The following is a 21,110-nucleotide window of genomic DNA, read 5'->3' as shown; positions in this document are numbered from 1 at the left end:
GATCGTACCGGTCGACGTGACGTAGTCGACATCCCGCCCGACGCTCGGCCGCTGGCGTACCGTCTGCGCAGCTCAGGTCGTCGCGGCGTCGGCGGCGCGCTCGCGGGCCTCCTGGCGGTCCAGCTCGCGGTCCACCCGGCGGGCCTCCCGTTCGGACTGCTTCACCCACTGCACGACCAGCACCGCGAGCATGGTCACACTGACGAACTCACCGCCGGCCCAGAGGATGCCCCCGGCGACCACCTGGTCGGCCTTGGGGTCGGCCCAGCTCAGGTTGAGCGACGGGTACCAGTCGCCGCCGAAGAGCGTGGTGCTCTGCATGATGGTGAGCCCGAGCACGGTGTGGAAGGGCACGGAGAGCAGCATCAGCAGGGCCCGCGCCGGGTACGGCCAGCGGCCCGGGAGCGGGTCGAGGCCGAGCAGCGGCCAGAAGAACACGCAGCCGGTCATGATGAAGTGCGCGTGCACCAGCTCGTGCGCCCAGGCGTGTTCCAGGGTGAAGCGGTACAGGTCGCTGAAGTACAGCGCGAACGGGTTGACCACGAAGATGGCGAACGCCACCAGCGGGAAGCTGTAGACCCGGGCGACGCGGCTGTGCACGATCGCCAGGAGGCGCTTGCGCGGCCCGACGGGCAGGGTCCGTAGGGCGAGCGTCATCGGTGCGCCCAGCGCCAGGAAGATCGGCGACACCATGGAGAGCACCATGTGCTGGACCATGTGCACCGACAGCAGCGCGGTGTCGTAGGCGTGCAGCCCGCTGACCGTGACCAGCGCGATACCGCCGAGGCCGGGGCCGAGGAAGAACGCCGTACGGGCGATCGGCCAGCGGTCCCCGCGGAGGCGCAGCCGGTGCACCCCGTAGAGGTAGAGGCCGGCGGCGAGCACCAGGCCCAGGGCCAGCCAGCTGTCCAGCCGGGTCTCGGTGAGCACCGCGCCGACGGTGAACGGCGGCGGGGTCGCCTCGGCCCCGGCGGCGAGCACCGACGGGCCGGCCGGAGTGGCCGCGAGCACATCGGCCGGGACGGCCGAGGTGGCGGCGAGGATCAGATCGACGTGCAGCACGCTTTTCAGGCTAGGCCAGGCGAACCGGACCCTGACGCCCGGGCCACGGAAGGCGCAGGTTTGCCACCCCGCTGATCGCCGGCCCCGGTCAGGGGCAATAATGACGGCGTGACTGCGGCCCCAGCCATTGACAAGAGCCGGATCCACTCTCTGACGCGACCCAACATGGTCAGCGTCGGGACGATCGTGTGGCTCTCCAGCGAACTCATGTTCTTCGCGGCGCTCTTCGCGATGTACTTCTCGATCCGTGCGGCAGCGCCGGAGCAGTGGGAGAAGCACACCGAGTCGCTGAACATCCCGTACGCGACCACCTTCACGGTGATCCTCGTGCTGTCCTCGGTGACCTGCCAGCTCGGCGTCTTCGCGGCGGAGAAGGGTGACGTGCACGCGCTGCGCCGCTGGTTCACCGTCACCTTCGTGATGGGCCTGATCTTCGTGCTCGGCCAGGTGAACGAGTACCGCCACCTGGTGGAGGACGGCGTCAAGCTCAACGTCGACGGTTACGGCTCGATGTTCTACCTGACGACCGGCTTCCACGGCCTGCACGTGACCGGCGGTCTGATCGCCTTCATCATCTTCATGGTCCGCACGACCATGGGCCGGTTCACCCCGGCGCAGGCGACCTCGGCGATCGTCGTGTCGTACTACTGGCACTTCGTCGACGTCGTGTGGATCGGCCTGTACGCCATGATCTACTGGCTTCAGTGATCTTGGCGCGTCACGAACCGCGCCGCTGCTCCGTCCCCTGAGACAAGGTCCAACCGGTTAAGGACACAGCTCATGACTTCTGACAACGACCGCCGACGCGGTCTGCTCGCGCGCTTGCGCGGGCGGCCCGCCGTGCGCAGCAGGGGCCGCCGCCGGCTGGGCGCCGCGGTCCGGCTGATCGCGGCGCTGATGCTCGCCGGCGGCGCCTACACCGTCTTCGCCCCCGGTGCGCAGGCGCAGGACAACCCGCCGCTGACCGGCGCCGCAGCCGAGGGCAAGGCGCTGTTCGACGTGAGCTGTGTGACCTGCCACGGACGCAACGCCCAAGGCGTCGAGGGCCGCGGGCCGAGCCTGATCGGCGTCGGCGCGGCCTCGGTCGAGTTCCAGGTCAGCTCGGGCCGCATGCCGCTGGCCCGCCAGGAGGCCCAGGCGCACCGCAAGCCGCCGGTCTTCACCGACGAGCAGACCCGTCAGCTGGCCCAGTACATCCAGGAGCTGGGTGGCGGCCCGGTCGTCCCCGAGGGCGACGACCTCCGCGACGGCGGCAACGTCGCGGCCGGCGGTGAGCTGTTCCGGATCAACTGCTCGCAGTGCCACGCCTTCGGCGGTGGCGGTGGCGCGCTCTCGTCGGGCAAGTTCGCCCCGAGCCTGCACCCGGCCACCGACCGGCAGATCTACGCGGCGATGCTGAGCGGCCCGCAGAACATGCCGGTGTTCGGCGACAACCAGATCACGCCGGAGCAGAAGGCCGACATCATCGCCTACATCCAGGAGACGCTGAAGACCGACCAGGACCCGGGCGGGTTCAACCTCGGTCGGTACGGGCCGTCCACCGAGGGCCTGGCGATCTTCCTGGTTGGCATTGTGGCGCTCGTGTTCGCTAGCCTGTGGATTGCGGGCAAGTCGTGACCGAGCGGATCGTCAGATTCAGTGCCGTGGTGCCGCTCGGCGCCACCCGTAGCGAGGTGACGGCATGAGCACGCACACCGAGCACCAGGCCCCGCAGGGCCGGGAGCCGCTCGACGTGAACGACCCCAGGCTGACCCGGTTCGACATCGTCCGTGAGGGCGCGCGTCGGGACGACATCGAGATCGTGCACTACGAGCCGCAGGTGCTGCCCGGCACCAAGGCCGAGCGTCGGCTGACCCGGGTGGTGGCCGGCTTCTTCCTGATCACCGGCCTGGCGGCGACCGCGTTCCTGGCCATCTACATCTGGTGGCCCTGGCAGTACGCGCCGGGCCGCGGCGGCGACAAGTTCTACACGCCGCTGCTGGGTGCCACCCTCGGCATCGCGCTGCTCGCCGTCGGCTTCGGCATCCTGACCTGGGGCAAGAAGTTGCTGCCCAAGGAGGTCTCGATCCAGGACCGGCACGAGGGCGCGGTGGACGCCGACGGTCGCACCATCACCGGCCAGACCATGCTCTACATGGCCGACGAGCTGGGTGTGAAGCGTCGTCCCCTGCTCGGCATCTCGCTGCTGGCCGGTCTCGCGCCGGTCGCCGCGGTCGCGGCGGCGCCGCTGGTCGGCGGCCTGATCTCGCAGCCGCACAAGAACAACCAGATGTTCACCACCGGCTTCGCCACCCCCGAGGGCGGCCAGCGGATCCGGCTCGTCCGCGAGGACGGCCGCCCGGTGCGCCCGGCGGACATCAGCACCGGCGGCCAGTTGACGGTCTTCCCGGGCATCGAGCACGGCGTGAGCAACAGGCACGCCGACTCGCCGACGCTGCTGATCCACCTGCGTGACTCGGACGCGCAGGAGTCGCGCCGGGCCAACGAGCGGGTCGGCCACGGCGACTACATGTGGGGCAACTACGCCGCGTTCTCCAAGATCTGCACGCACGCCGGCTGCCCCGCGAGCCTCTTCGAGCAGCAGACCAACCGGCTGCTCTGCCCGTGCCACCAGTCCCAGTTCCTGATCACCGACAACGCCCGGCCCGTCTTCGGCCCCGCCAGCCGGCGGCTGCCGCAGCTGCCGATCGAGGTGGACTCCGAGGGCTTCTTCGTGGCGAAGTCCGACTACACCGAGACCGTCGGGCCTGATTTCTGGGAGCGGCCATGAAGCGTCGAAAGTTTGACCTGGCAGCCACGCCGGGCAAGGCCGCGGTGGGGGTGGACGACCGCTTCCAGGTGGCGACCCCGCTCCGTCGGCTGCTGAACAAGGTCTTCCCGGACCACTGGTCGTTCCTGCTGGGCGAGATCGCGCTGTTCTCGTTCATCGTGCTGCTCCTGACCGGTGTGTTCCTCACCTTCTTCTACGAGCCGGCGATGACCGAGGTGGTCTACGACGGCAGCTACGCGCCGTTGCAGGGCACGCCGATGTCCGCCGCGTACGCCTCCAGCCTGGACCTGTCGTTCGACGTCCGCGGTGGCCTGGTGATGCGGCAGATGCACCACTGGGCGGCGCTGCTGTTCATGGCCGCGATCGTCGTGCACATGCTGCGGGTGTTCTTCACCGGCGCGTTCCGCAAGCCGCGTGAGACCAACTGGATCATCGGCTCGCTGCTGTTCTGGGTCGGCTTCCTGGCCGGCTTCACCGGCTACTCGCTGCCGGACGACGGCCTGTCCGGTACCGGTCTGCGGATCGCCTCGGCGATCATGCTGTCCATCCCGGTGATCGGCTCCTGGCTCACGTCGTCGATCTTCGGTGGCGAGTTCCCCGGCACGATCATCATCAGCCGGTTCTTCATCGCCCACGTCCTGCTGATCCCGGGTCTGCTGCTCGCGCTGATCAGCGCCCACCTGGGCCTGGTCTTCAAGCAGAAGCACACCCAGTGGCCCGGCCCCGGCCGGACCAACGGCAACGTGGTCGGCGAGCGGATGTTCCCCCGCTACGCGCTGAAGCAGGGCGGCTTCTTCATGGTCGTCTTCGGCGTCATCGCGCTGCTGGGCGGTCTGTTCCAGATCAACCCGATCTGGCTGTTCGGCCCGTACGAGGCGTGGGTGGTCTCGGCCGCCAGCCAGCCCGACTGGTACGTCATGTTCCTCGACGGTTCGACCCGACTCATGCCGGCCTGGCAGATCAACATCCCGATCGGCGACGGGTACGTCATCCCGCCGCTGTTCTGGCCGACGGTCGTGCTTCCCGGCATCCTGGTCGGCCTGTCGACGATGTACCCGTTCCTGGAGGCCCGGCACCTCAAGGACCGCAAGAGCCACAACCTGCTCCAGCGGCCCCGTGACGTTCCGGCCCGTACGGCCGTCGGCGCCATGGCCGTCGCCTTCTACATCGTGTTGACGCTCTCGGGCGCCAACGACGTGATCGCCGACAAGTTCCAGATCAGCCTGAACGCGATGACGTGGGCGGGCCGGGTCGGCCTGCTGATCGCCCCGCCGCTGGCGTACTACATCACCTACCGGCTCTGCCTGGGTCTGCAGCAGCACGACCGGGAGGTGCTCGCGCACGGCGTGGAGACCGGCATCATCCGGCGCCTGCCGGACGGCCGGTTCGTCGAGGTCCACCAGCCGCTGAGCGCGGCGAACGGGCACGCGGACGGCCACGGCGAGCTGGACTACGTCGGCTGGGTGGTGCCGAAGAAGATGAACCGGCTCGGGGCCCTCGGCCCGGCGGTCCGAGGCTTCTTCTACCCGATCGAGAAGCCGGTCGAGGCACCGGTCTCGCCGGGTCACCCGCCGGTCGAGCCCCGGGGAGAACGCGCGGAGATCGGCAGCGGCGAGACCCGCCACTGATCTCCCGACAGCAACCCCTCGTGGCGCCCGCCGGACTTCCGGCGGGCGCCACGTCGTTGTCGGTGTCCCGGCGCCCATCCGAGCAGGAGTCGGACGGCCACGGCGCGACCGGTCGACCCCGCGCGTCGGGCGATCGCAGGAATAACCCCCGTGAGCCGGGTATCCGTGCGGTCCAACGTCTCAAGGGGGGGAAGCATGTTGGGTCTCAAACGCCTCGGCCTGTTGGCCGCGCTGGTGCTGGTAGGTGTCGCGCCGGCCGCGGCCGCGCAGGCCGCGGCACAGCCGTCGACGCAGGACACCCAGTATCTGCAGGCGGTGCACCAGGTGAACCTGTTCGAGATCACCGCCGGTGACCTGGCTCAGCAGAAGGGCCAGAACCAGGGGGTCAAGGACCTGGGCGCGATGTTCAAGACCGACCACACCCAGCTGGACCAGACGGTGCAGCAGACCGCGTCCCAGCTCAACGTCCAACTGCCGAACGAGCCCACGGCCGACCAGCAGGCGGTCATCGACAAGCTGAACAACGCCAGCGGCGCGGAGTTCGACCGGCTCTGGGTGACCAGTGAGCTGGCCGGTCACGTCCAGGCCATCCAGGCCACCCAGACGGAGATCTCGCAGGGTTCCGAGCAGTCGGTGGTCCAGTTGGCCCAGACCGCCCTGCCGACGCTGCAGGCCCACTATGACGAGCTGGTCCAGCTCGCCAACCAGTTGGGCATTCCGGTCCCGCAGACCAGCGCCAGCGGTACGCCCAGCCCGGGTACCTCGGCACCGGCTCCGGGTGGCACCACCACCGAGTCGCCCGCTCCGGGTGGCATCACCGAGTCCCCGGAACCGGGCCTCGGCACCACCGAGCGGCCCGCTCCCAGCGAGAGCTGACGTAGCGGCAGCAGACGGCCGGTCCACCCACGCGGGTGGACCGGCCGCGCCACGTCCGGGGCCGGCCGTCCGCGCGGCCGGGCGGGTCAGTCGGCGTCGGCGAGGCCGATCGCGAACGTCTCCTCGAGGTCGAGCTGGGAGTACGCCCGGAACGCGATGTGCGACTCCGTGTTCAGCACACCCGGCACCTTGGAGATGCTGCCCGCGATGACCTGTGCGATCTGGTCGAACTCGCGGACCCGGACGATGGCGATGAGGTCGACGTGCCCGGCCACCGAGTAGACCTCGCTGACGCCGGTGACATTGGCCAGGGTCTCCGCCACCTCGGGGATCGCGTCGGTGGCGCAGTCGATCAGCACGATCGCGGTGATCACGGGGCAATTCTCCGTTCGTCGGCGTCGTCGCCCATGCTAGATGTTCCCGACGGGACCGGGGTCGGGTGTACCCGAGGCCCGTCCTCCCGCGCCCCGCGCGGTAGCCGTCAGCCCGCCGGCGCGGGTGTGCGGGTCAGCCGTGGGCGGCGGCGTGCACCGTGCAGCCGTCGCCGAACCGGATCACGTCGTGCAGCCGCTCGCCGCTGCGCACGAGCGCGCCCGGCCAGACCACGGTGCGGCGCACGTCGCCCTCGACCCGTGCGCCCGCGCCGACCACCGACTCCACGCAGCGTCCGGTCACCGTGGCGGCCGGGTCGACCAGCACGTCGCCGCCCGCGGCGTGCAGGTTGGCCGCCAGGTAGTCGGCGGGGGTGCCGGTGTCGTAGAACGTGCCCGGGTAGGGCACGACCTCCAGCGCGCCGGCCGCCTCGGCCGGACGCCACACCGCGCGTACCAGGTCGGAGAAGACCACCGGCAGGTCGCGGACCAGTCGCCACGGCAGCAGCGAGAAGCCGGTGAAGCAGTGCCCGGCGAAGGTGCCCGGCGCGGTCGGGTCGGGGGCGGGCTGCCCGAGCAGGCGTACGGAGTCCCCGTCCCAGCCGTCCAGCAGCGCGGCCACGTCCGGGCCCGGGGGAGTGGCGGGGTCGGCCAGGTACGCGTCGGCGTTGCCGACCAGCACCGGCCGACCGGCGATCCAGTCCCGCAGGTTGGCCACCCCACCGGCGGTGCCGAGCGGGTCACCGGGCTCCACCGACAGGTGGGCGCGATCGCCGACGTGCGCGACCACCTGGTCGGCCAGGTAGCAGGCGTTCACCGCGACGCGTGCGGGACCGCTCAGGCCGAGGCCGGCCAGGCGGGCCAGCGCCCGGTCCAGCAGTGGCATGTTGCCGACCGGGCAGAGCGCCTTGGGCACCCGCGCGGTGAGCGGGCGCAGCCGGGTGCCCTCACCCGCGGCGAGCACGACCGCGCAGACGTCCGCCGGCCCGCCCGTTGCGCTCACGGCGCGGTGTCAGGCACCGGGGGCGGGAACTGCCCGGCCAGTGGCCCGATGTCGTAGTAGGCGAGCAGCCGGGCCGTCGGCCAGGTCAGCTTGGGCAGGTCGTCCAGCGGATGCCAGGCGGCCTCGAAGACCTCCGCGCCGTCGACGGTCAGTTCGGTGCTGGACGCCGGCACCTCCGTCTCGAAGACCATGTCCACCCAGCCCTTGGCGTGCACGATCGCGTTCGGCACCGCCGGGCGCAGCCGGGACGGTGCAAGCCGGATGCCGGACTCCTCGAACAGCTCCCGGGCCGCCCCCACGACCGGAGGCTCGGCCCGGTTGAGCAGGCCGGCGGGCAGTGACCAGCCCTTGCCCGGGGGTTGACGCAGCATCAGCAGCCGGCCGGCGCCCGTCGCCTCGGAATCGCGGACCAGGGTGACCGCCCCGACGATGTACTTGGGCACGGCCAGCTTGACCAGGCGACGGCGCACCGGCAGAGGCAGCCGGTAGAAGGCCTGGTAGAAGATGGCCCGACCGGTGGCGCGGGAACGGGGGATCATGACCCCAGGCTAGTGGTCACGAATGTCCTTCGGACGCGCTGGGGCCGGGCCGCTCACTGTCGATGGTCGACCAGGTCGATGAGCTGGCGTACCACGGTGTCCGGTTCGATCACCCGGTCGAAGACCGCGACCAGCAGGGTCTCCAGGTCGGGATAGCCCAGCTCCTCGGAGAGCCGCAGCAGCGGCAGGTCGCTGGCGAGGCCGCGGTTGTGCTGGCGCAGGGCGAGCCCGATGGTGGCCCGACCGAGGCGGACCTTGTCGCTGATCGTGATGCCCGGCTCGGTGTGCTCGGCGAACCACCTGTTGATCTGCATCTGCGCGTTCGGCGACTTGACGAAGCCCAGCCACTCCTTGCGCGGGCCGCGTGGCGCCACGCCAGCCTCGAAGCCGTTGTCGCCGTCGCTCTCGGTGAAGATCTCCACCACGTCGCCCTCGTCCAGCTCCGAGCTCAGCGGCGCGAGCCGGCCGTTGATCCGGGCGGCGAGGCAGTGGTCGCCCCGCTGGCTGCCCAGCTCGTACGCCAGGTCGACAGGTGTGGCGCCGGCCGGCAGCACCACCTGACGCCCGTCGGCGAAGACCTGGATCTGGCCCTCGGCGAGGTCGCAGCGCAGCGACTCGTAGAACTGGGCCGGGTCGGCGGCGTCCGGCTCCCAGTCGAGCACGCGGCGCAGCCAGTCCAACTGCTCGGCGCGCGCCGCCGCGCTGCTGCTGCCCGAGCGCGGGAAGCGGAAGTCGGCGGCGATGCCGTACTCGGCCGAGCGGTGCATCTCCTCGGTGCGGATCAGCACCTCCACCGTGCGGTCCTGCGGGCCGCAGACGCTCGTGTGCAGCGAGCGGTAGAGGTTGTTCTTGGGTGAGGCGATGAAGTCCTTGAAACGGCCCGGGATCGGCCGCCACGTGCCGTGGATCGCGCCCAGCGCGGCGTAACAGTCGGTGGCCGGGCCGTCGACCACCACCGAGATGCGGGGCAGGTCGTACGGGGCGGTGTGGCCGCCGGCGATGGTGTCCTTCCAGATCGAGTAGAGGTGCCGGGGACGCGGGCTCACCTCGGCGTCGACCCGGCTGCGGCGCAGCGCCACCCGGGCCCGGGTCACCACCGCGTCGAGGTACGAGTCCCACCCGGGCCGGTCGTGCACGTGCCGGGCCAGCCGGGCGTGCTCCTCGGGCTCCAGGTGCAGCAGCACCACGTCGTCCAGCTCGCGCTTGAGGGTCTGGATGCCCAGCCGGTCGCAGAGCGGGACCAGCACCTCCTGGGTCTTGCGGGCGATCCGCTCCCGGGACGCCGCGGAGCGCACACCGAGCGTGCGCATGTTGTGCAGCCGGTCGGCCAGCTTGATGATCAGCACCCGGACGTCCTTGGCGGCGGCGACGATCATCTTGCGGATCGTCTCGGCCTCGGCGGCCTTGCCGTAGAACGCCTTGTCGAACTTCGTCACCCCGTCGACCAGGTGGGCCACCTCGCCGCCGAAGTCCTCCGACAGCGCCTGGAGCGTGTAGCGGGTGTCCTCGACCGTGTCGTGCAGCAGCGCCGCCACCAGGGTCGTGGTGTCCATGCCCAGCTCGGCGCAGATCTGCGCCACCGCGAGCGGGTGGGTGATGTACGGTTCCCCGCTCTTGCGGAACTGGCCGCGGTGCATGTTCTCCGCGATCGTGTACGCGCGGCGCAGCACGGCGGGATCGGTGCCCGCGTGGATGCCCCGATGGGTGCGGACCAGGTGGGTGACCGGGTCGGAGTCGGTGGTCGGCCAGGTCAGCAGCGACCGCAGTCGGCGGGTCAGGGGCAGCTCACCCGACCGGGTCGGCAGGGCGCCCCCCAGGGCGGCGCCGTGTCCGGCGTCGACGTCCACGAGGGACACCTCCTCACCCCGGCTCCGCGACCGCCGGACCGGGCGATCGGGAGCAGGCCCACGAAACGGGCAGGACTGCACTTCTCTAACAGCCTAAGGGAGTCGACGTAGTCCGATCGGTCAGTTGGTCATGAGCGTTCGGTCGAGAGTTGGTGCGACGCGCCGCTCTCGGCCTTCGCCAGCAGGTCACGGAAGCGGCCCGCCCCGCCCGCCGGCGAGGACCAACCGGACGACATCTCGACCAGCCGGGTCTCCGGCCGCTCCAACCAGGACAGGATGCGCTCGGACTCCTCGGCCGTGGCCGACGGCACCGGGCCGTGCCCGCCCGACACCGTCTCGGCGGTGGCCCGGATGGCGTTCAGCGTGGGTCGCGGGTGGACGCCTGGAGGGGACACCCCGGCCCCGGCCAGGCGACCGTGCCGGACCAGGGCCAGCTCCCAGCCGCCACGGGCGGCCGGTCGGGCGGCGGCCAGCTCCACGATCCCGGTCAGCGCCGCCAGCCGCTGCATCCGCACGGTGGCGCGCAGCACCGCGGCCAGCCGGGACCGCACCACGGCGGCCTCCTCGTAACGCTGGTCGGCCGCGAGCACGTCGATCCGCGCCAGCAGCGCGTCCACCACGGGCTGCGGGTCGCTGGCTGTCGCGGTGCGGAACGGACCGGCTGCTCTGTCGTCGTACTCCTCGGGGGTGATCTTGTGCTCGCAGGGCGCCGGGCAGCGACCCAGCTCGGCCAGCGCGCAGGCCGGCGTGACGGTGCGCAGCGAGAGCCGGTGCGTGCACTGGCGCAGCGGCACCGCGTCGTGGAAGCCGGCGGCGGCCAGCTCGGCGGCCCGCCGGGAGGTGAAGGGCCCGAGGTAGGCGGTGTCGGTGGGGGAGATGTCGCGCACGATCGACAACCGGGGGTACGGACCGTCGGTCAGCTTGAGCCACACCATCCGCTCCGGGTATTTCGACCGCCTGTTGTACGGGGGAGCGTGCGCGGCGATCAACCGCAGCTCGCGGACCTCCGCCTCCAGCGAGTGGGCGCACTCCACCGCCTCGACCCGCTCGGCAGCGGCCAGCATCTCGGAGATCCGGGCGCGCTTCTCGCCGGCCGTGAAGTAACTGCGCACCCGGGTGGCGATGTCGCCCGAGGTGCCGACGTAGAGCGGCCGGTCGTCGGCGGCCCGGAAGATGTAGACGCCGGGCACCCTGGGCAGCCCCTCGGCCAGGTGTCGCTTGCGACGCTGCGTCGGGGTGACCGCGCGGGCGAACTCGATGGCGTCGCCGACGGTGTCCACCCGGTGACCGCCGAGCCGGCCGATCAGCCCGTGCAGCACGTCGACGGTGGCCTTCGCGTCGTCGAGCGCCCGGTGGGTGGGCTGGGTGGCGGTGCGGAAGTAGGCGGCCAGGGTGCCCAGCTTGCGGTTGGGCACCTCGTCGCGGGTCAGCACCCGGCGGGCCAGCGCCGCCGTGTCCAGCACGCGCGAATTGGGCCAGCGGTGCCCGTGCTTCGCGCAGGCGGCCTTGAGGAACCCCACGTCGTACGGGGCGTTGTGGGCGACCAGCACCGCGTCGGCGATGAACTCCAGGAAGCTGGGCAGCACCTGCTCGATCGGCGGCGCCGGCACCAGCATGGCCTGGGTGATCCCGGTCAGCACGGTGATGAACGGCGGGATCGGCTGCCCCGGGTTGACCAGGGTGGCCAGCTCACCCAGGTGCTCGCCACCGCGCACCTTGACCGCGCCGATCTCGGTGATGCCGCCGCCGTCGGGTGCGCCGCCGGTGGTCTCCAGGTCGACCACCACGAAGGTCGTCGCGTACAGCGGCAGGGCCGGGTCCACCCCGCCCACCGCCGGGTCGAGACCGGCAAGTGACTCCTGGACGTACTCCGCCTGTGCCATCGGCGGCACGCTAGCGCCCCGGTCCGACACTCCCGTCGCAGCGGTCCCAGCAGTCACCATGGGGCTAGGATGAGAGATCGGCTCACCAACGGGCGGTGGGCCCGGTCGCGGTGGGAGACTTGCCACATGCCCCTCACCGAGCCGTACGACGACCACCTCCCGCAGGAGGATCCGGTCGCGGGCGACGGTGCCGTGGGCGACCCGGACAGCGGTGACACACCTGGCGATTCGGGTGGCGACCCGGCCGTCGAGCCGGAGCCGACACTGCCCGAGCCGGTCCGGCAGCGGATCGTGGCGCTGACCGCCGCAGTGCTGCCCACCCTGCCCGCCGACGAGGTGCCGGTGCCGCTGCGCCGGGTGGCCAAGTTCGCCCCCAACCGCCGGGCCCGACTCGGCGCCCCGGCCATCGCCGCCCAGCTCACCGCCGACCCCCTGTTCCGGCAGCGGGTCACCGCGCGGGTGCTGGCCGACGCCGGTGACCTCGGCGCGGCAGTGGTCGAGGGCACCGCGCCGGCCGCCGCCGATCCGGTCGAGGTGGCCGCGCTGGCGTACCTGGCCCGGCCCCGTGGCTGGCGCGAGCTGATCGACTCCAGCGGCGCGGCGGTCCGCGCCGAGGCGGACAGCGCCGTCGTCGCCGAGCTGGTCCGCGAGGCCGAGCAGCGGGCCACCCGTGCGGAGCACGACCGGGCGGTGGCCCGGGTCGAGGCCGACAAGCTCCGCGACGAGCTGGCGCGGGTCCGCGAGGAGCTGGGCCAGCTCCGCGAGGAGTCCCGGCAGCTGGCCCGTACCCTGCGCGAGACGCAGACCCGTGAGCGCAAGGCCAGCGAACTCCTCGCCACCGAACGCGGCCGGGCCGCACGCGCCAGCGCCGACGTGGACGCCGAACTGCGCCGCGCCCGCGCCCGGCTCGCCGAGGCGGAGGCCGCCGCCGGGGTGGCCCGGGCCAGCGCCAAGGAGGCGCGTTCGGTCGACGACGCCCGCCTCTGGCTGCTGCTGGAGACCATCGGCCAGGCCGCCGTCGGGCTGCGCCGGGAGCTGGCGCTCGACCCGGTGGACAAGCTCCCCGCCGACTTCGTCGCCGACGCGTTCGCCGAGCAGCCGGGCACCGCCCCGGCCGGCCCGGCCGCCCGTGCCCGCGACACCGACGACCCGGCCCGACTGGACCAGCTGCTCGCCCTGCCCCGGGCGCACCTCGTGGTGGACGGCTACAACGTCACCAAGCGTGGCTTCGGCGAGATGTCGCTGGAGCAGCAGCGCAAGCGCCTCATCACCGGTCTGGGCGGGATCGCCGCGCAGACCGGCGACGAGGTCACCGTCGTGTTCGACGGCGCCGAACGGATGCACGGGCTGCCGCCCGCGCCCCGCGGCGTGCGGGTGCTCTTCTCCCGCAAGGGCGAGACCGCCGACGAGCTGATCCGCCGCCTGGTCCGCGCCGAGCCGGCGGGCCGCCCGGTCGTCGTCATCTCGTCCGACCGCGAGGTCGCCGACGGCGTACGCCGGCACGGCGCGTACCCGCTGGGCGCCGACTCGCTGCTGCGGCGCCTCGCCCGGTCCTGACCGCGCGAGCGGGCCGAGGAGTCGGGGCGGGCAAGAATACGGCGAGGTTCCTGCAGGTTCGGTCGGCGACGGTGTCTGCATCCGCCCGGCACCGCCGGGCACCGGACAAAGGCAGGCGTACGACATGAGAAAAAGACTGCTGGGCACCATCCTCGGCACGGTTGTCACACTGGCGGCGCTCCTCGTCGCCCCGGGACCGGCCCAGGCGGCCTCGGGTGGCGGCTGCACCGGCGCCTACCCGATCAGCTCGTGCATCTCGTACCAGGGCTCCAACCAGACCGTGGTGGGCGACTTCTACATGAACGCCATACCTGACCAGTCCCGGTGCACGGCGTACCTGCAGCTGCGGACCACGAACAACGGCAACAGCTCCTGGATCTACTACGACCTCAGCCGGACCGGCCGGTTCGGGCCGATCAGCCGCAACGTCAACGTGATGAACAACTTCAAGGGCTCCGCCGTGGCGGTGGTCGAGGTCTACACCTGCAGCGGAACGTTGCACGGCATCTTCACCAGCCCTCGGGTGTACTACCCGTGACGTCCGGATCCGGCCGCTGGTGCGTCGGCGCCAGCGGCCGGATCGCGGGTCAGACGCAGCGGGAGACGGCGGGGTTCGGGTCGTGCCCCGTGTTCACGTAGTCACCGGCGAGCATGCCGCTCGCGTTGCCGTAGAACGCGTTGTACCAGACGGTGTCGCCGTTGACCGACGAGCCGGGCGCCCAGCAGTTCAGGTAGACCGACTGGCCATTCGGGATCGTGAGGATCACCGAGCACTGCGAGTTGTTGAGCCACTGGCAGTAGCGCAGGTTCAGGTCCGTCTGCGTCTGGAAGTAGCCGCCGGCGAACGCCGGTGTGGCGACCAGGCCGACCGCCGCGGTAACCGTGACGGCGCAGGCGGCCAGGAGACGTCGTGGAAACATGTCGTCAACCTCCGGCGATCGGGTCAGTAGGAGCAGTACGGGGAGTCCATGATGTCGAGGGCTACCGCGTAGCCGTACGGCTCGAGGTAGGCCAGCTCGCCCGGGGAGACGCAGACCCAGTCGCCGTTGGAGTAGAAGATCTTCGCGCCGTCGTCGTTGCGGCTGTTGTAGACCCAGTCCGCGCCCCTGCTGCGGGACCCGAGGGTCTGGTAGTAGTTGTCCTGGAACGACGCGGTCGGCGGGGCGCCGTCGTACGGGTTCCCGGTCACCCAGAAGCAGACGCGGGGATAGTTGCAGCCGAGCGCCGAGGTGGCCTGCGCGGGCGTGGCGACGAGCCCGCCCGCGGCCGTCGCGATGGCCGCGAGGAGCGCGCCGGCCGAGAGTCGGGATCGTGTGATCGAGGATGGTCCACGCATGAAATCCTCCGGTGGGTCAACGTGGGGACGGCCGGTTCCACTCGGCCCGGCAGGTGCGCCGGTGGACCTCGTCGGGCGGTGGATCGGCCGTACCGCAACGATCGCAGCGGCCCCTGGCGGGGGACAGGCGCTTGACCGGCAGTTGACCGGCGATTGGAACGGACGCGATCGACAAGCGTGCGCGCCGGATCGACACGGGATCGGCGATGTCGGGGTGTCCGGCCGGTCGGGATACCCCGATTTCGCTGATCTGGAGTCGATCTAGCCCTCAACGGGGCGGTGCGGGCGGTTCTGTCGTACCCGGTGGATAGCGTCGATGTGACCGACGGTGCTCGGGCGACGACGACAGGGTGTCGACCGCGCATCGCGAGCGATCAGGAGGCGTGATGCTCATCGACTGCGACGGGTGCGCGAAACGGGCCGACGGCTGTTCCGGCTGCCCGCTGACCGCCCTGTTCGACGAGACGTCCCCGGCGGCCGGGCTGGTCGCCGCCGAGGTCGAGGCGATCGAGGTGCTCGCCCGGGCCGGCTTCGACGTCGAGGTGCTGGCCGCGCCCGCGCGGCCCGACGCCGCCCCCCGGCCGGGTGCCCCCGGGCGCCGGGTCCGCCGGGTGGCCTGACTTCCCGCACGGCTGAGTTCCCGCACGACTGATCTCCCGCACCACCACCCGCGCCGGCCCCCGGCGGAGCGCGACACCGCGGGCGAAGCGGGCTTTTCGCGGGCCATAGGATGGGCGGTCACGGCGGGAGGAGCGGCGGGATGAGCGGGGTACGACGCGAGCGCGGCGGGCCCGTCGGTGCCACGCGCGCCGGCGCCGCACGGCAGGGGATGCCCCGGTGACCCCGCGCGGCTGGGCGCTGCTGACGCTGGCCGGGTTGACGGTGGCCCTGCTGGTGACCGCCGCGCTGTTCATTCCCTGGCACCGGCCACCGGCGCCCCGCGCCGACCAGCTCGCCGCGCTGCGTGACCTCCCGGTGGAGCAGGTGGCCAAGGGGCGTGAATTCCGTGCCGCGCTGCGCCCCGGCAGCTACGCCGCGCTCGCCGTCGGGCTGCTGATCGCCGTCGCGCTCGGTCTCACCCCGCTGGGCAGCCGCCTGGTCGAGCTGGTGGGCCGGCCGTTCGGTGGGCACTGGATCGCGCAGGCGGTGCTCGGCGGTCTCGCCGTGGTGCTGGTCGCCGACCTGCTCACCCTCCCGTTCTCCGCCTGGCGACAGAGCGTGCTGACCCGCTACGGGCTGAGCACCAACGGGTGGAGCGGCTGGGCCGTCGACCTGCTCAAGTCGTACGCGGTCAGCGCCGTGATCGGCGCGGTGGCGCTGTTCGGCTTCTACGCGGTCATCAGGTTCGCGCCGCGCTGGTGGTGGGCGTTCGGCGCGGCGGGCGCGGCCCTGCTGGTGGTGCTGCTCTCGTTCGTGCTGCCGGTGCTGGTCGAGCCGGTGTTCAACAAGTTCACCCCCATGGAGCAGGGTCCGCTGCGCACCGAGCTGATGAGCATGGCCGCCCGCGACGGGGTGCCGGTGCGCGACGTGCTGGTCGCCGACGCCTCGCGGCGCACCAGGGCGGTCAACGCGTACGTCTCCGGCCTCGGGCCGACCCGCCGGGTGGTCGTCTACGACACGCTGCTGAGCGAGGGCACCCCGGCCGAGGTGACCGCCGTGGTGGCGCACGAGTTGGGGCACGCGAAGGACTCCGACGTGACGGTGGGCACGCTGACCGGGGCGCTGGGCGCGGCAGCCGCGGTGGTCGCGCTGTACCTGCTCGGCTCGTGGGGGCTGCTGCTGCGGTTGGCAGGTGTCGACTCGGTGGCCGATCCACGCGCGTTTCCGCTGCTGATCGCCCTGGTGACGGTGGCTGGCCTGGTCGCCACACCGGTGCAGGCGCTGATGTCGCGGCGGGTGGAGGCGCGGGCCGACGCGCACGCGCTCGCGCTCACCGGCGACCCGGTGGCCTTCGAGTCGATGCAGCGCCGCCTCGGCTCGGTCAACCTCGGCGACCCCGATCCGCCGCGTTGGGAATACCTCTACTCGGCCTCGCATCCGTCCACCGTGGAGCGGATGGCCGCCGCCCGCGCGTACGCCCGGGAGGCCGGCCTGTGAGCCGCACGCTGCTGATTACCAACGACTTCCCGCCCCGCCCGGGCGGCATCCAGTCCTTCGTGCACAACCTCGCCGTGCGTCAGCCGGCCGGGTCGGTTGTCGTGTACGCGTCGAGCTGGCGCGGCGCCGCGAAGTTCGACGCCGACCAGCCGTTCGAGGTGATCCGCGAGCGCACCCGGGTGCTCCTACCCACCCCGCTGATCGCCCGCCGGGCGGCCCGCCTCGCCCGCGCGTACGACTGCGACACGGTGTGGTTCGGCGCTGCGGCCCCGCTGGGGTTGCTCGCCGCCGGCCTGCGCCGACGGGCGGGCGTACGCCGGGTGGTGGCGCAGACCCACGGCCACGAGGTCGGCTGGGCGGCGCTGCCGGCTGCCCGGCCGGCGCTGCGGCGCATCGGTCGGGGTGTCGACGTGACCACCTACCTCGGCGAGTACACCCGCGTCCGGCTGGCCCGCGTGCTGGACGGGGTGACCGACCTGCGCCGGTTGGCGCCCGGGGTGGACGTGGACACCTACCACCCGACGGTGGACGGCGAGCCGGTCCGGGCCCGGTTGGGGCTGACCGACCGGCCGGTGGTGGTGTGCGTGTCCCGGCTGGTGCCGCGCAAGGGTCAGGACATGCTGATCCGGGCGCTGCCGGAGATCCGCCGCCGGGTGCCCGACGCGGCGCTGCTGATCGTCGGCGGCGGCCCGTACCGGGCGACGCTGGAGAAGCTGGCCCGGCAGACGGGCGTCGAGCGGGACGTGGTGTTCACCGGTTCGGTGCCGTCGGCCGAGCTGCCGGCGCACTACGCGGCCGGCGACGTCTACGCGATGCCCTGCCGCACCCGTAACCGCGGCCTGGACGTGGAGGGGCTGGGCATCGTCTACCTGGAGGCGTCCGCGACAGGTCTGCCGGTGGTGGCGGGGGACTCCGGTGGCGCCCCGGACGCGGTCCGTGAGTCCGAGACGGGGTACGTGGTCCGCGGCCGCGACGTCGCCCAGCTCGCCGACCGGGTGGCCCGGCTGCTCGAAGACCGGGATCTGGCCCGCCAACTGGGCGCGGCCGGCCGGGCGTGGGTGGAGCGGGAGTGGCGCTGGGAGGCGCAGGCGCAGCGGATGGCGGCTCTGCTCGCCGGCTGACCGCCGCCGGTTCAGGTGCGGGCCGGCCGGGGCGGGGCGTAGCGGGGCACGTACTCCTGGTTGGTGAGCTGTTGGATCGCGGCCATCACCTCGTCGGTGATCGTGCGGATGTCGCGGGGTCCGGTGATGCGCTCGGCGACCGGGATCGGCGGACCGAACCGCAGGGTGACCGGGTGTCGGCGGGGCAGCCGCGCGTCGACCGGCAGGACCTCGGCGGTGCCGAGCACGCCGACCGGGATGATCGGCACCTCGGCGTCGCGGGCGAGCCGGGTCATGCCGACCCGACCCCGGTAGAGCCGCCCGTCCGGGGACCTGGTGCCCTCGGGGTAGATGGCGACGAGACCACCGGCGCGCAGCACCGGCACTGCCGCGTCGAGGGCCGTGAGGGCGGCCCGGCCGCCGGCGCGCTCGACCCGGATGGCGCCCATGCCGGCGACGATCTGCCGGCTGAGCCAACCGCTCGGGCCTCGGCCGGTGAAGTATTCGGCCTTGGCCCAGAAGGTGACGTGGCGCGGCGTCAGGCAGCCGAGGAACACCTCGTCGGCGACGGACAGGTGGTTGCCGGCGAGGATGGCGCCTCCGTGGCGGGGCACATGCTCCAGCCCTTGGACGCGGGGCCGCCAGCCCAGCCGCAGGGTGGTGCCGACGGTCAGTTTGCCGATGTCGTACAGCAGGGGCACGTCTTCTCCCGGTTCAGTGCGGCGCGGGGCCGAGGTGCGCGTCGAGCGCGGCCCGCAGCAGGGTGTCGTCGTCGGTGACGCCGGTGGCCAGCGGCAGGCTGCCCCAGGCCCAGAGCTGGGCGATGCCGTGCAGGTTGGCCCAGAGCGCGCCGGCCAGCACCGGGGCGGGCGCGGCGGCCGGCTGGCGTGCCTGGGCGACCAGGTCGACCAGGAGGGTGAACAGCGGCAGGCTCGTCTCGCGCAGCCGCAGACGACCGCTGGCCAGCAGGTCGTGGCGGAACATCAGCTCGAACATGCCGTGGTGTGCCGCGGCGAAGTCCAGGTACGTCCGGGCCAGCGCGACCAGGCGGGTACGCGGATCCGGGCCGGCCGCGCGCAGCGTCTCCTCGACGCGGGCGGTGAGGTCGGCGAAGCCCTCCCGGGCGATGGCGGAGAGCAGGTCGACGTGGGTGGGGAAGTAGCGGCGCGGGGCGCCGTGCGAGACGCCCGCCCGACGGGCGATCTCCCGCAGTGACACCGCCGACTGGCCCTCGCGCAGCACGAGGTCCACCCCGGCGGCCACCAGTCGGGCTCGCAGGCCCGCCTCCCCCTCGTGCATAGACAGTGTCTACCAGGCGGGCGTAGACGCTGTCTACCGCCGGTGTGGGGGTTTCAGCGGATGCGGGCCAGGATGCGGTCGGCGGGAGCCGGGCGGCCGAAATGCCAGCCCTGGGCGGCGTCGCAGCCGATCGCCCGCAGCCGCTCGGCCTGCCCGGCGGTCTCCACCCCCTCGGCGGTCACCGTCAGGTCCAGCGCGTGCGCCAGCGACACCAGCGAGGCGAGGATCCGCTCGTCGGTACGCCCCACCGCCGGCGAGCGCAGACCGGCCACGAACTCCCCGGCCACCTTCAGCTCGGTGACCGGCAGGTCCCGCAGGTACGCCAGGTTGCTGTAGCCGGTGCCGAAGTCGTCGATGGCGATGCGGACACCGAGATCGGCCAGCACCCGCAACGCGCGCACCGGCTCCTTGGCGCTGCTCATCATCGTGCTCTCGGTGATCTCCAGTTGAAGTCGCTCGGGCGGCAGACCGGTCTGGCGCAGCAGCGTGCGGACCTCCTGCACCAGGCCGGGCCGGTGCACCTGCCGTACGGCCAGGTTGACGCTCACGAACGGCGCCTCGACGCCGTCGGACGACCACGCCTCCGCCTCGCGGCACGCCTCCGCCAGCACCCACCCGCCCAGCTGCACGATCAGGCCGGTCTCCTCGGCGAGCGCGATGAAGCTGTCCGGCCGCAGGACACCCAGCTCCGGATGGCGCCAGCGGACCAGCGCCTCCACGCCGAGCAGCCGGCCGTCGCGCAGCGAGGTCAGGGGTTGGTAGTCGAGGTAGAACTCGCCCCGCTCCAGCGCGGCCGGGATGGCCGCCGAGAGGGCGTAGCGGGCCAGCTCGCGGCGGTTGCGCTCGGCGTCGTAGAGCGCCCAGCGCGCCCCGCCGGCCGACTTCGCCCAGTGCAGCGTGCTGTCGGCGGCCCGCATCAGGTCGCTGGGCGTGGCCCCGGCCACCTGCCGCTCGACGATGCCGATGCTCGCCGTGACCTGGAGTTCGTGCCCGTCGACAACCGCCGGTGTGCGGACCGCGGCCAGGGCGCTCTCGGCCACCTCCACCACGGCGTCGGTGCCGCTGGCCCCCTCCACCAGGATGACGAACTCGTCGCCGCCGAGGCGGGCCACCAGGTGCTCACCGAGGGCCTCGCGCAGCCGCTCGGCCACAGTGGTCAGCAGCCGGTCGCCCACCTGGTGCCCCAGGCTGTCGTTGACGACCTTGAAGCGGTCCAGGTCGAGGAAGCACACCCCCATGCGCTGGGCGCCCCGGCCCGGCTCGTTGAGCGCGGCGGTGAGTCGTTCGGTGAACAGCGTCCGGTTGGGCAGGCCGGTGAGCGGGTCGTGGGTGGCCTGGTGGCGGAACCGGGCCTCGCTGGCCCGCAGCGCCCGTTCGGCCTGCGTCCGGGCCATCATGGCGGCCCGCCGGATCGACTCCTGCTCGTCGAGCGTCCGGTCGCGCAGCGCGCGGGCGTAGCCGGTCGCCACGGCGGCCAGCAGCCGCGCCATCCGGTCCTCGACGTCCTCGGCCACCAGTCCCAGGTCCCGCACGAGCCGGAGCTGGATGACCTCGACCGTACGCCCCAGCCCCTCCGCGGACGCGATGTGCGCGGCGACCAACTCGGCGCCGACCCGGTGCCCGGCCCGCAGGTCGAACGGCTCGGCGAGCAGCGCGCCGGCCAGCTGCCCGGTGAGCCGGTGCAGCAGGGCTTCGAGCTGGGCCTGGGTCATCGGCAGGTAGCTCGTCCCGGAGACCGCCTT

Annotated in this window: 21 protein-coding genes; 10 read left to right on the top strand and 11 right to left on the bottom strand. The window is 72.4% G+C overall.

Going from position 1 to position 21,110, the window contains the following annotated elements; genetic code table 11:
• Positions 1–72: 72 nt before the first annotated feature.
• Positions 73–1,062, bottom strand: coding sequence for a cytochrome c oxidase assembly protein (locus tag B0E54_RS20130; RefSeq protein ID WP_234586986.1), 990 nt, complete (start codon positions 1,060–1,062; stop codon positions 73–75).
• 108 nt (positions 1,063–1,170) lie between these two features.
• On the opposite strand from B0E54_RS20130, the gene B0E54_RS20125 reads away from it, so the two are divergent.
• From B0E54_RS20125 to B0E54_RS20105, 5 genes are all read left to right on the top strand, one after another.
• The gene (locus B0E54_RS20125; protein ID WP_039906645.1) at positions 1,171–1,770 is read left to right on the top strand and encodes a heme-copper oxidase subunit III; all 600 of its coding nucleotides are present in this window, start codon (positions 1,171–1,173) and stop codon (positions 1,768–1,770) included.
• 72 nt (positions 1,771–1,842) lie between these two features.
• On the top strand, positions 1,843–2,679 hold the full coding sequence (locus tag B0E54_RS20120; protein WP_234586984.1) for a cytochrome c: 837 nt from the start codon (positions 1,843–1,845) through the stop codon (positions 2,677–2,679).
• Between the two features lie 64 nt (positions 2,680–2,743).
• On the top strand, positions 2,744–3,832 hold the full coding sequence (locus tag B0E54_RS20115) for a ubiquinol-cytochrome c reductase iron-sulfur subunit (protein ID WP_234586981.1): 1,089 nt from the start codon (positions 2,744–2,746) through the stop codon (positions 3,830–3,832).
• Positions 3,829–5,460, top strand: a complete 1,632-nt coding sequence (locus B0E54_RS20110; RefSeq protein WP_234586979.1) for a cytochrome bc complex cytochrome b subunit — start codon at positions 3,829–3,831, stop codon at positions 5,458–5,460. Before B0E54_RS20115 ends, B0E54_RS20110 begins: the two co-directional genes overlap by 4 nt.
• 195 nt (positions 5,461–5,655) lie before the next feature.
• On the top strand, positions 5,656–6,336 hold the full coding sequence (locus tag B0E54_RS20105; RefSeq protein ID WP_234586977.1) for a DUF4142 domain-containing protein: 681 nt from the start codon (positions 5,656–5,658) through the stop codon (positions 6,334–6,336).
• 86 nt (positions 6,337–6,422) lie between these two features.
• On the opposite strand, the gene B0E54_RS20100 is transcribed toward B0E54_RS20105, so the two are convergent.
• From B0E54_RS20100 to B0E54_RS20080, 5 genes are all read right to left on the bottom strand, one after another.
• Positions 6,423–6,710, bottom strand: coding sequence for an Lrp/AsnC family transcriptional regulator (locus B0E54_RS20100; RefSeq protein ID WP_007463184.1), 288 nt, complete (start codon positions 6,708–6,710; stop codon positions 6,423–6,425).
• 133 nt (positions 6,711–6,843) lie between these two features.
• Positions 6,844–7,710 carry a sugar phosphate nucleotidyltransferase gene (locus B0E54_RS20095; RefSeq protein ID WP_234586975.1) on the bottom strand — a complete coding sequence of 289 codons (867 nt, stop codon included), beginning with the start codon at positions 7,708–7,710 and terminating at the stop codon, positions 6,844–6,846.
• On the bottom strand, positions 7,707–8,249 hold the full coding sequence (locus B0E54_RS20090; protein WP_234586973.1) for an NUDIX hydrolase: 543 nt from the start codon (positions 8,247–8,249) through the stop codon (positions 7,707–7,709). Before B0E54_RS20090 ends, B0E54_RS20095 begins: the two co-directional genes overlap by 4 nt.
• A gap of 53 nt (positions 8,250–8,302) precedes the next feature.
• A complete protein-coding gene (locus B0E54_RS20085; protein WP_234587027.1) occupies positions 8,303–10,096 on the bottom strand; it encodes a bifunctional (p)ppGpp synthetase/guanosine-3',5'-bis(diphosphate) 3'-pyrophosphohydrolase in 1,794 nt (597 codons plus the stop codon).
• 128 nt (positions 10,097–10,224) lie between these two features.
• Positions 10,225–11,979 carry a DEDD exonuclease domain-containing protein gene (locus B0E54_RS20080; protein ID WP_234586970.1) on the bottom strand — a complete coding sequence of 585 codons (1,755 nt, stop codon included), beginning with the start codon at positions 11,977–11,979 and terminating at the stop codon, positions 10,225–10,227.
• A 126-nt stretch (positions 11,980–12,105) separates the two neighbouring features.
• Here B0E54_RS20080 and B0E54_RS20075 point away from each other — a divergent pair, with 126 nt between their 5' ends.
• Together B0E54_RS20075 and B0E54_RS20070 are read left to right on the top strand one after the other, a co-directional pair.
• On the top strand, positions 12,106–13,536 hold the full coding sequence (locus B0E54_RS20075) for an NYN domain-containing protein (protein WP_234586968.1): 1,431 nt from the start codon (positions 12,106–12,108) through the stop codon (positions 13,534–13,536).
• Between the two features lie 124 nt (positions 13,537–13,660).
• Entirely contained in the window at positions 13,661–14,074 is a 414-nt protein-coding gene (locus tag B0E54_RS20070; RefSeq protein ID WP_234586966.1) for a hypothetical protein, read from the top strand.
• Positions 14,075–14,123: 49 nt separating this feature from the next.
• Here B0E54_RS20070 and B0E54_RS20065 read toward each other — a convergent pair whose 3' ends face one another.
• Together B0E54_RS20065 and B0E54_RS20060 are read right to left on the bottom strand one after the other, a co-directional pair.
• Positions 14,124–14,456, bottom strand: coding sequence for a hypothetical protein (locus B0E54_RS20065; protein ID WP_234586963.1), 333 nt, complete (start codon positions 14,454–14,456; stop codon positions 14,124–14,126).
• A gap of 23 nt (positions 14,457–14,479) precedes the next feature.
• Positions 14,480–14,872 (bottom strand): hypothetical protein, encoded by a 393-nt coding sequence (locus tag B0E54_RS20060; RefSeq protein WP_234586961.1) that lies wholly within the window; start codon positions 14,870–14,872, stop codon positions 14,480–14,482.
• Between the two features lie 386 nt (positions 14,873–15,258).
• Here B0E54_RS20060 and B0E54_RS20055 point away from each other — a divergent pair, with 386 nt between their 5' ends.
• From B0E54_RS20055 to B0E54_RS20045, 3 genes are all read left to right on the top strand, one after another.
• Positions 15,259–15,492 (top strand): hypothetical protein, encoded by a 234-nt coding sequence (locus B0E54_RS20055; RefSeq protein WP_234586958.1) that lies wholly within the window; start codon positions 15,259–15,261, stop codon positions 15,490–15,492.
• Positions 15,493–15,709: 217 nt separating this feature from the next.
• Positions 15,710–16,969, top strand: coding sequence for a M48 family metallopeptidase (locus tag B0E54_RS20050; protein ID WP_234586956.1), 1,260 nt, complete (start codon positions 15,710–15,712; stop codon positions 16,967–16,969).
• Positions 16,966–18,090, top strand: a complete 1,125-nt coding sequence (locus B0E54_RS20045) for a glycosyltransferase family 4 protein (protein ID WP_234586954.1) — start codon at positions 16,966–16,968, stop codon at positions 18,088–18,090. The genes B0E54_RS20050 and B0E54_RS20045 overlap by 4 nt, the downstream gene beginning before the upstream one ends.
• A gap of 11 nt (positions 18,091–18,101) precedes the next feature.
• Here the strand turns inward: B0E54_RS20045 and B0E54_RS20040 are convergent, their stop codons facing one another.
• The 3 genes from B0E54_RS20040 to B0E54_RS20030 are packed head-to-tail and all read right to left on the bottom strand — an operon-like array spanning position 18,102 to position 21,080.
• Positions 18,102–18,770, bottom strand: a complete 669-nt coding sequence (locus B0E54_RS20040; protein WP_234586951.1) for a 1-acyl-sn-glycerol-3-phosphate acyltransferase — start codon at positions 18,768–18,770, stop codon at positions 18,102–18,104.
• A gap of 13 nt (positions 18,771–18,783) precedes the next feature.
• Positions 18,784–19,368 (bottom strand): TetR/AcrR family transcriptional regulator, encoded by a 585-nt coding sequence (locus B0E54_RS20035; RefSeq protein ID WP_234586949.1) that lies wholly within the window; start codon positions 19,366–19,368, stop codon positions 18,784–18,786.
• 53 nt (positions 19,369–19,421) lie between these two features.
• Positions 19,422–21,080, bottom strand: coding sequence for a bifunctional diguanylate cyclase/phosphodiesterase (locus B0E54_RS20030; protein ID WP_234587024.1), 1,659 nt, complete (start codon positions 21,078–21,080; stop codon positions 19,422–19,424).
• Between the last annotated feature and the right edge of the window lie 30 nt (positions 21,081–21,110).

This window comes from Micromonospora sp. MH99 (assembly GCF_021442385.1).
GTDB lineage: Bacteria > Actinomycetota > Actinomycetes > Mycobacteriales > Micromonosporaceae > Micromonospora.
This window is presented reverse-complemented; position numbering and strand designations above follow the sequence as displayed.

Bases quoted from the DNA above. Each gene is read 5' to 3' on its own strand.
- B0E54_RS20120 (WP_234586984.1), top strand. From the start codon at position 1,843: ATGACTTCTGACAACGACCGCCGACGCGGTCTGCTCGCGCGCTTGCGC.
- B0E54_RS20115 (WP_234586981.1), top strand. From the start codon at position 2,744: ATGAGCACGCACACCGAGCACCAGGCCCCGCAGGGCCGGGAGCCGCTC.
- B0E54_RS20110 (WP_234586979.1), top strand. From the start codon at position 3,829: ATGAAGCGTCGAAAGTTTGACCTGGCAGCCACGCCGGGCAAGGCCGCG.
- B0E54_RS20105 (WP_234586977.1), top strand. From the start codon at position 5,656: ATGTTGGGTCTCAAACGCCTCGGCCTGTTGGCCGCGCTGGTGCTGGTA.
- B0E54_RS20090 (WP_234586973.1), bottom strand. From the start codon at position 8,249: ATGATCCCCCGTTCCCGCGCCACCGGTCGGGCCATCTTCTACCAGGCC.
- B0E54_RS20080 (WP_234586970.1), bottom strand. From the start codon at position 11,979: ATGGCACAGGCGGAGTACGTCCAGGAGTCACTTGCCGGTCTCGACCCG.
- B0E54_RS20075 (WP_234586968.1), top strand. From the start codon at position 12,106: ATGCCCCTCACCGAGCCGTACGACGACCACCTCCCGCAGGAGGATCCG.
- B0E54_RS20070 (WP_234586966.1), top strand. From the start codon at position 13,661: ATGAGAAAAAGACTGCTGGGCACCATCCTCGGCACGGTTGTCACACTG.
- B0E54_RS20065 (WP_234586963.1), bottom strand. From the start codon at position 14,456: ATGTTTCCACGACGTCTCCTGGCCGCCTGCGCCGTCACGGTTACCGCG.
- B0E54_RS20060 (WP_234586961.1), bottom strand. From the start codon at position 14,872: ATGCGTGGACCATCCTCGATCACACGATCCCGACTCTCGGCCGGCGCG.
- B0E54_RS20055 (WP_234586958.1), top strand. From the start codon at position 15,259: ATGCTCATCGACTGCGACGGGTGCGCGAAACGGGCCGACGGCTGTTCC.
- B0E54_RS20035 (WP_234586949.1), bottom strand. From the start codon at position 19,368: ATGCACGAGGGGGAGGCGGGCCTGCGAGCCCGACTGGTGGCCGCCGGG.
- B0E54_RS20030 (WP_234587024.1), bottom strand. From the start codon at position 21,080: ATGACCCAGGCCCAGCTCGAAGCCCTGCTGCACCGGCTCACCGGGCAG.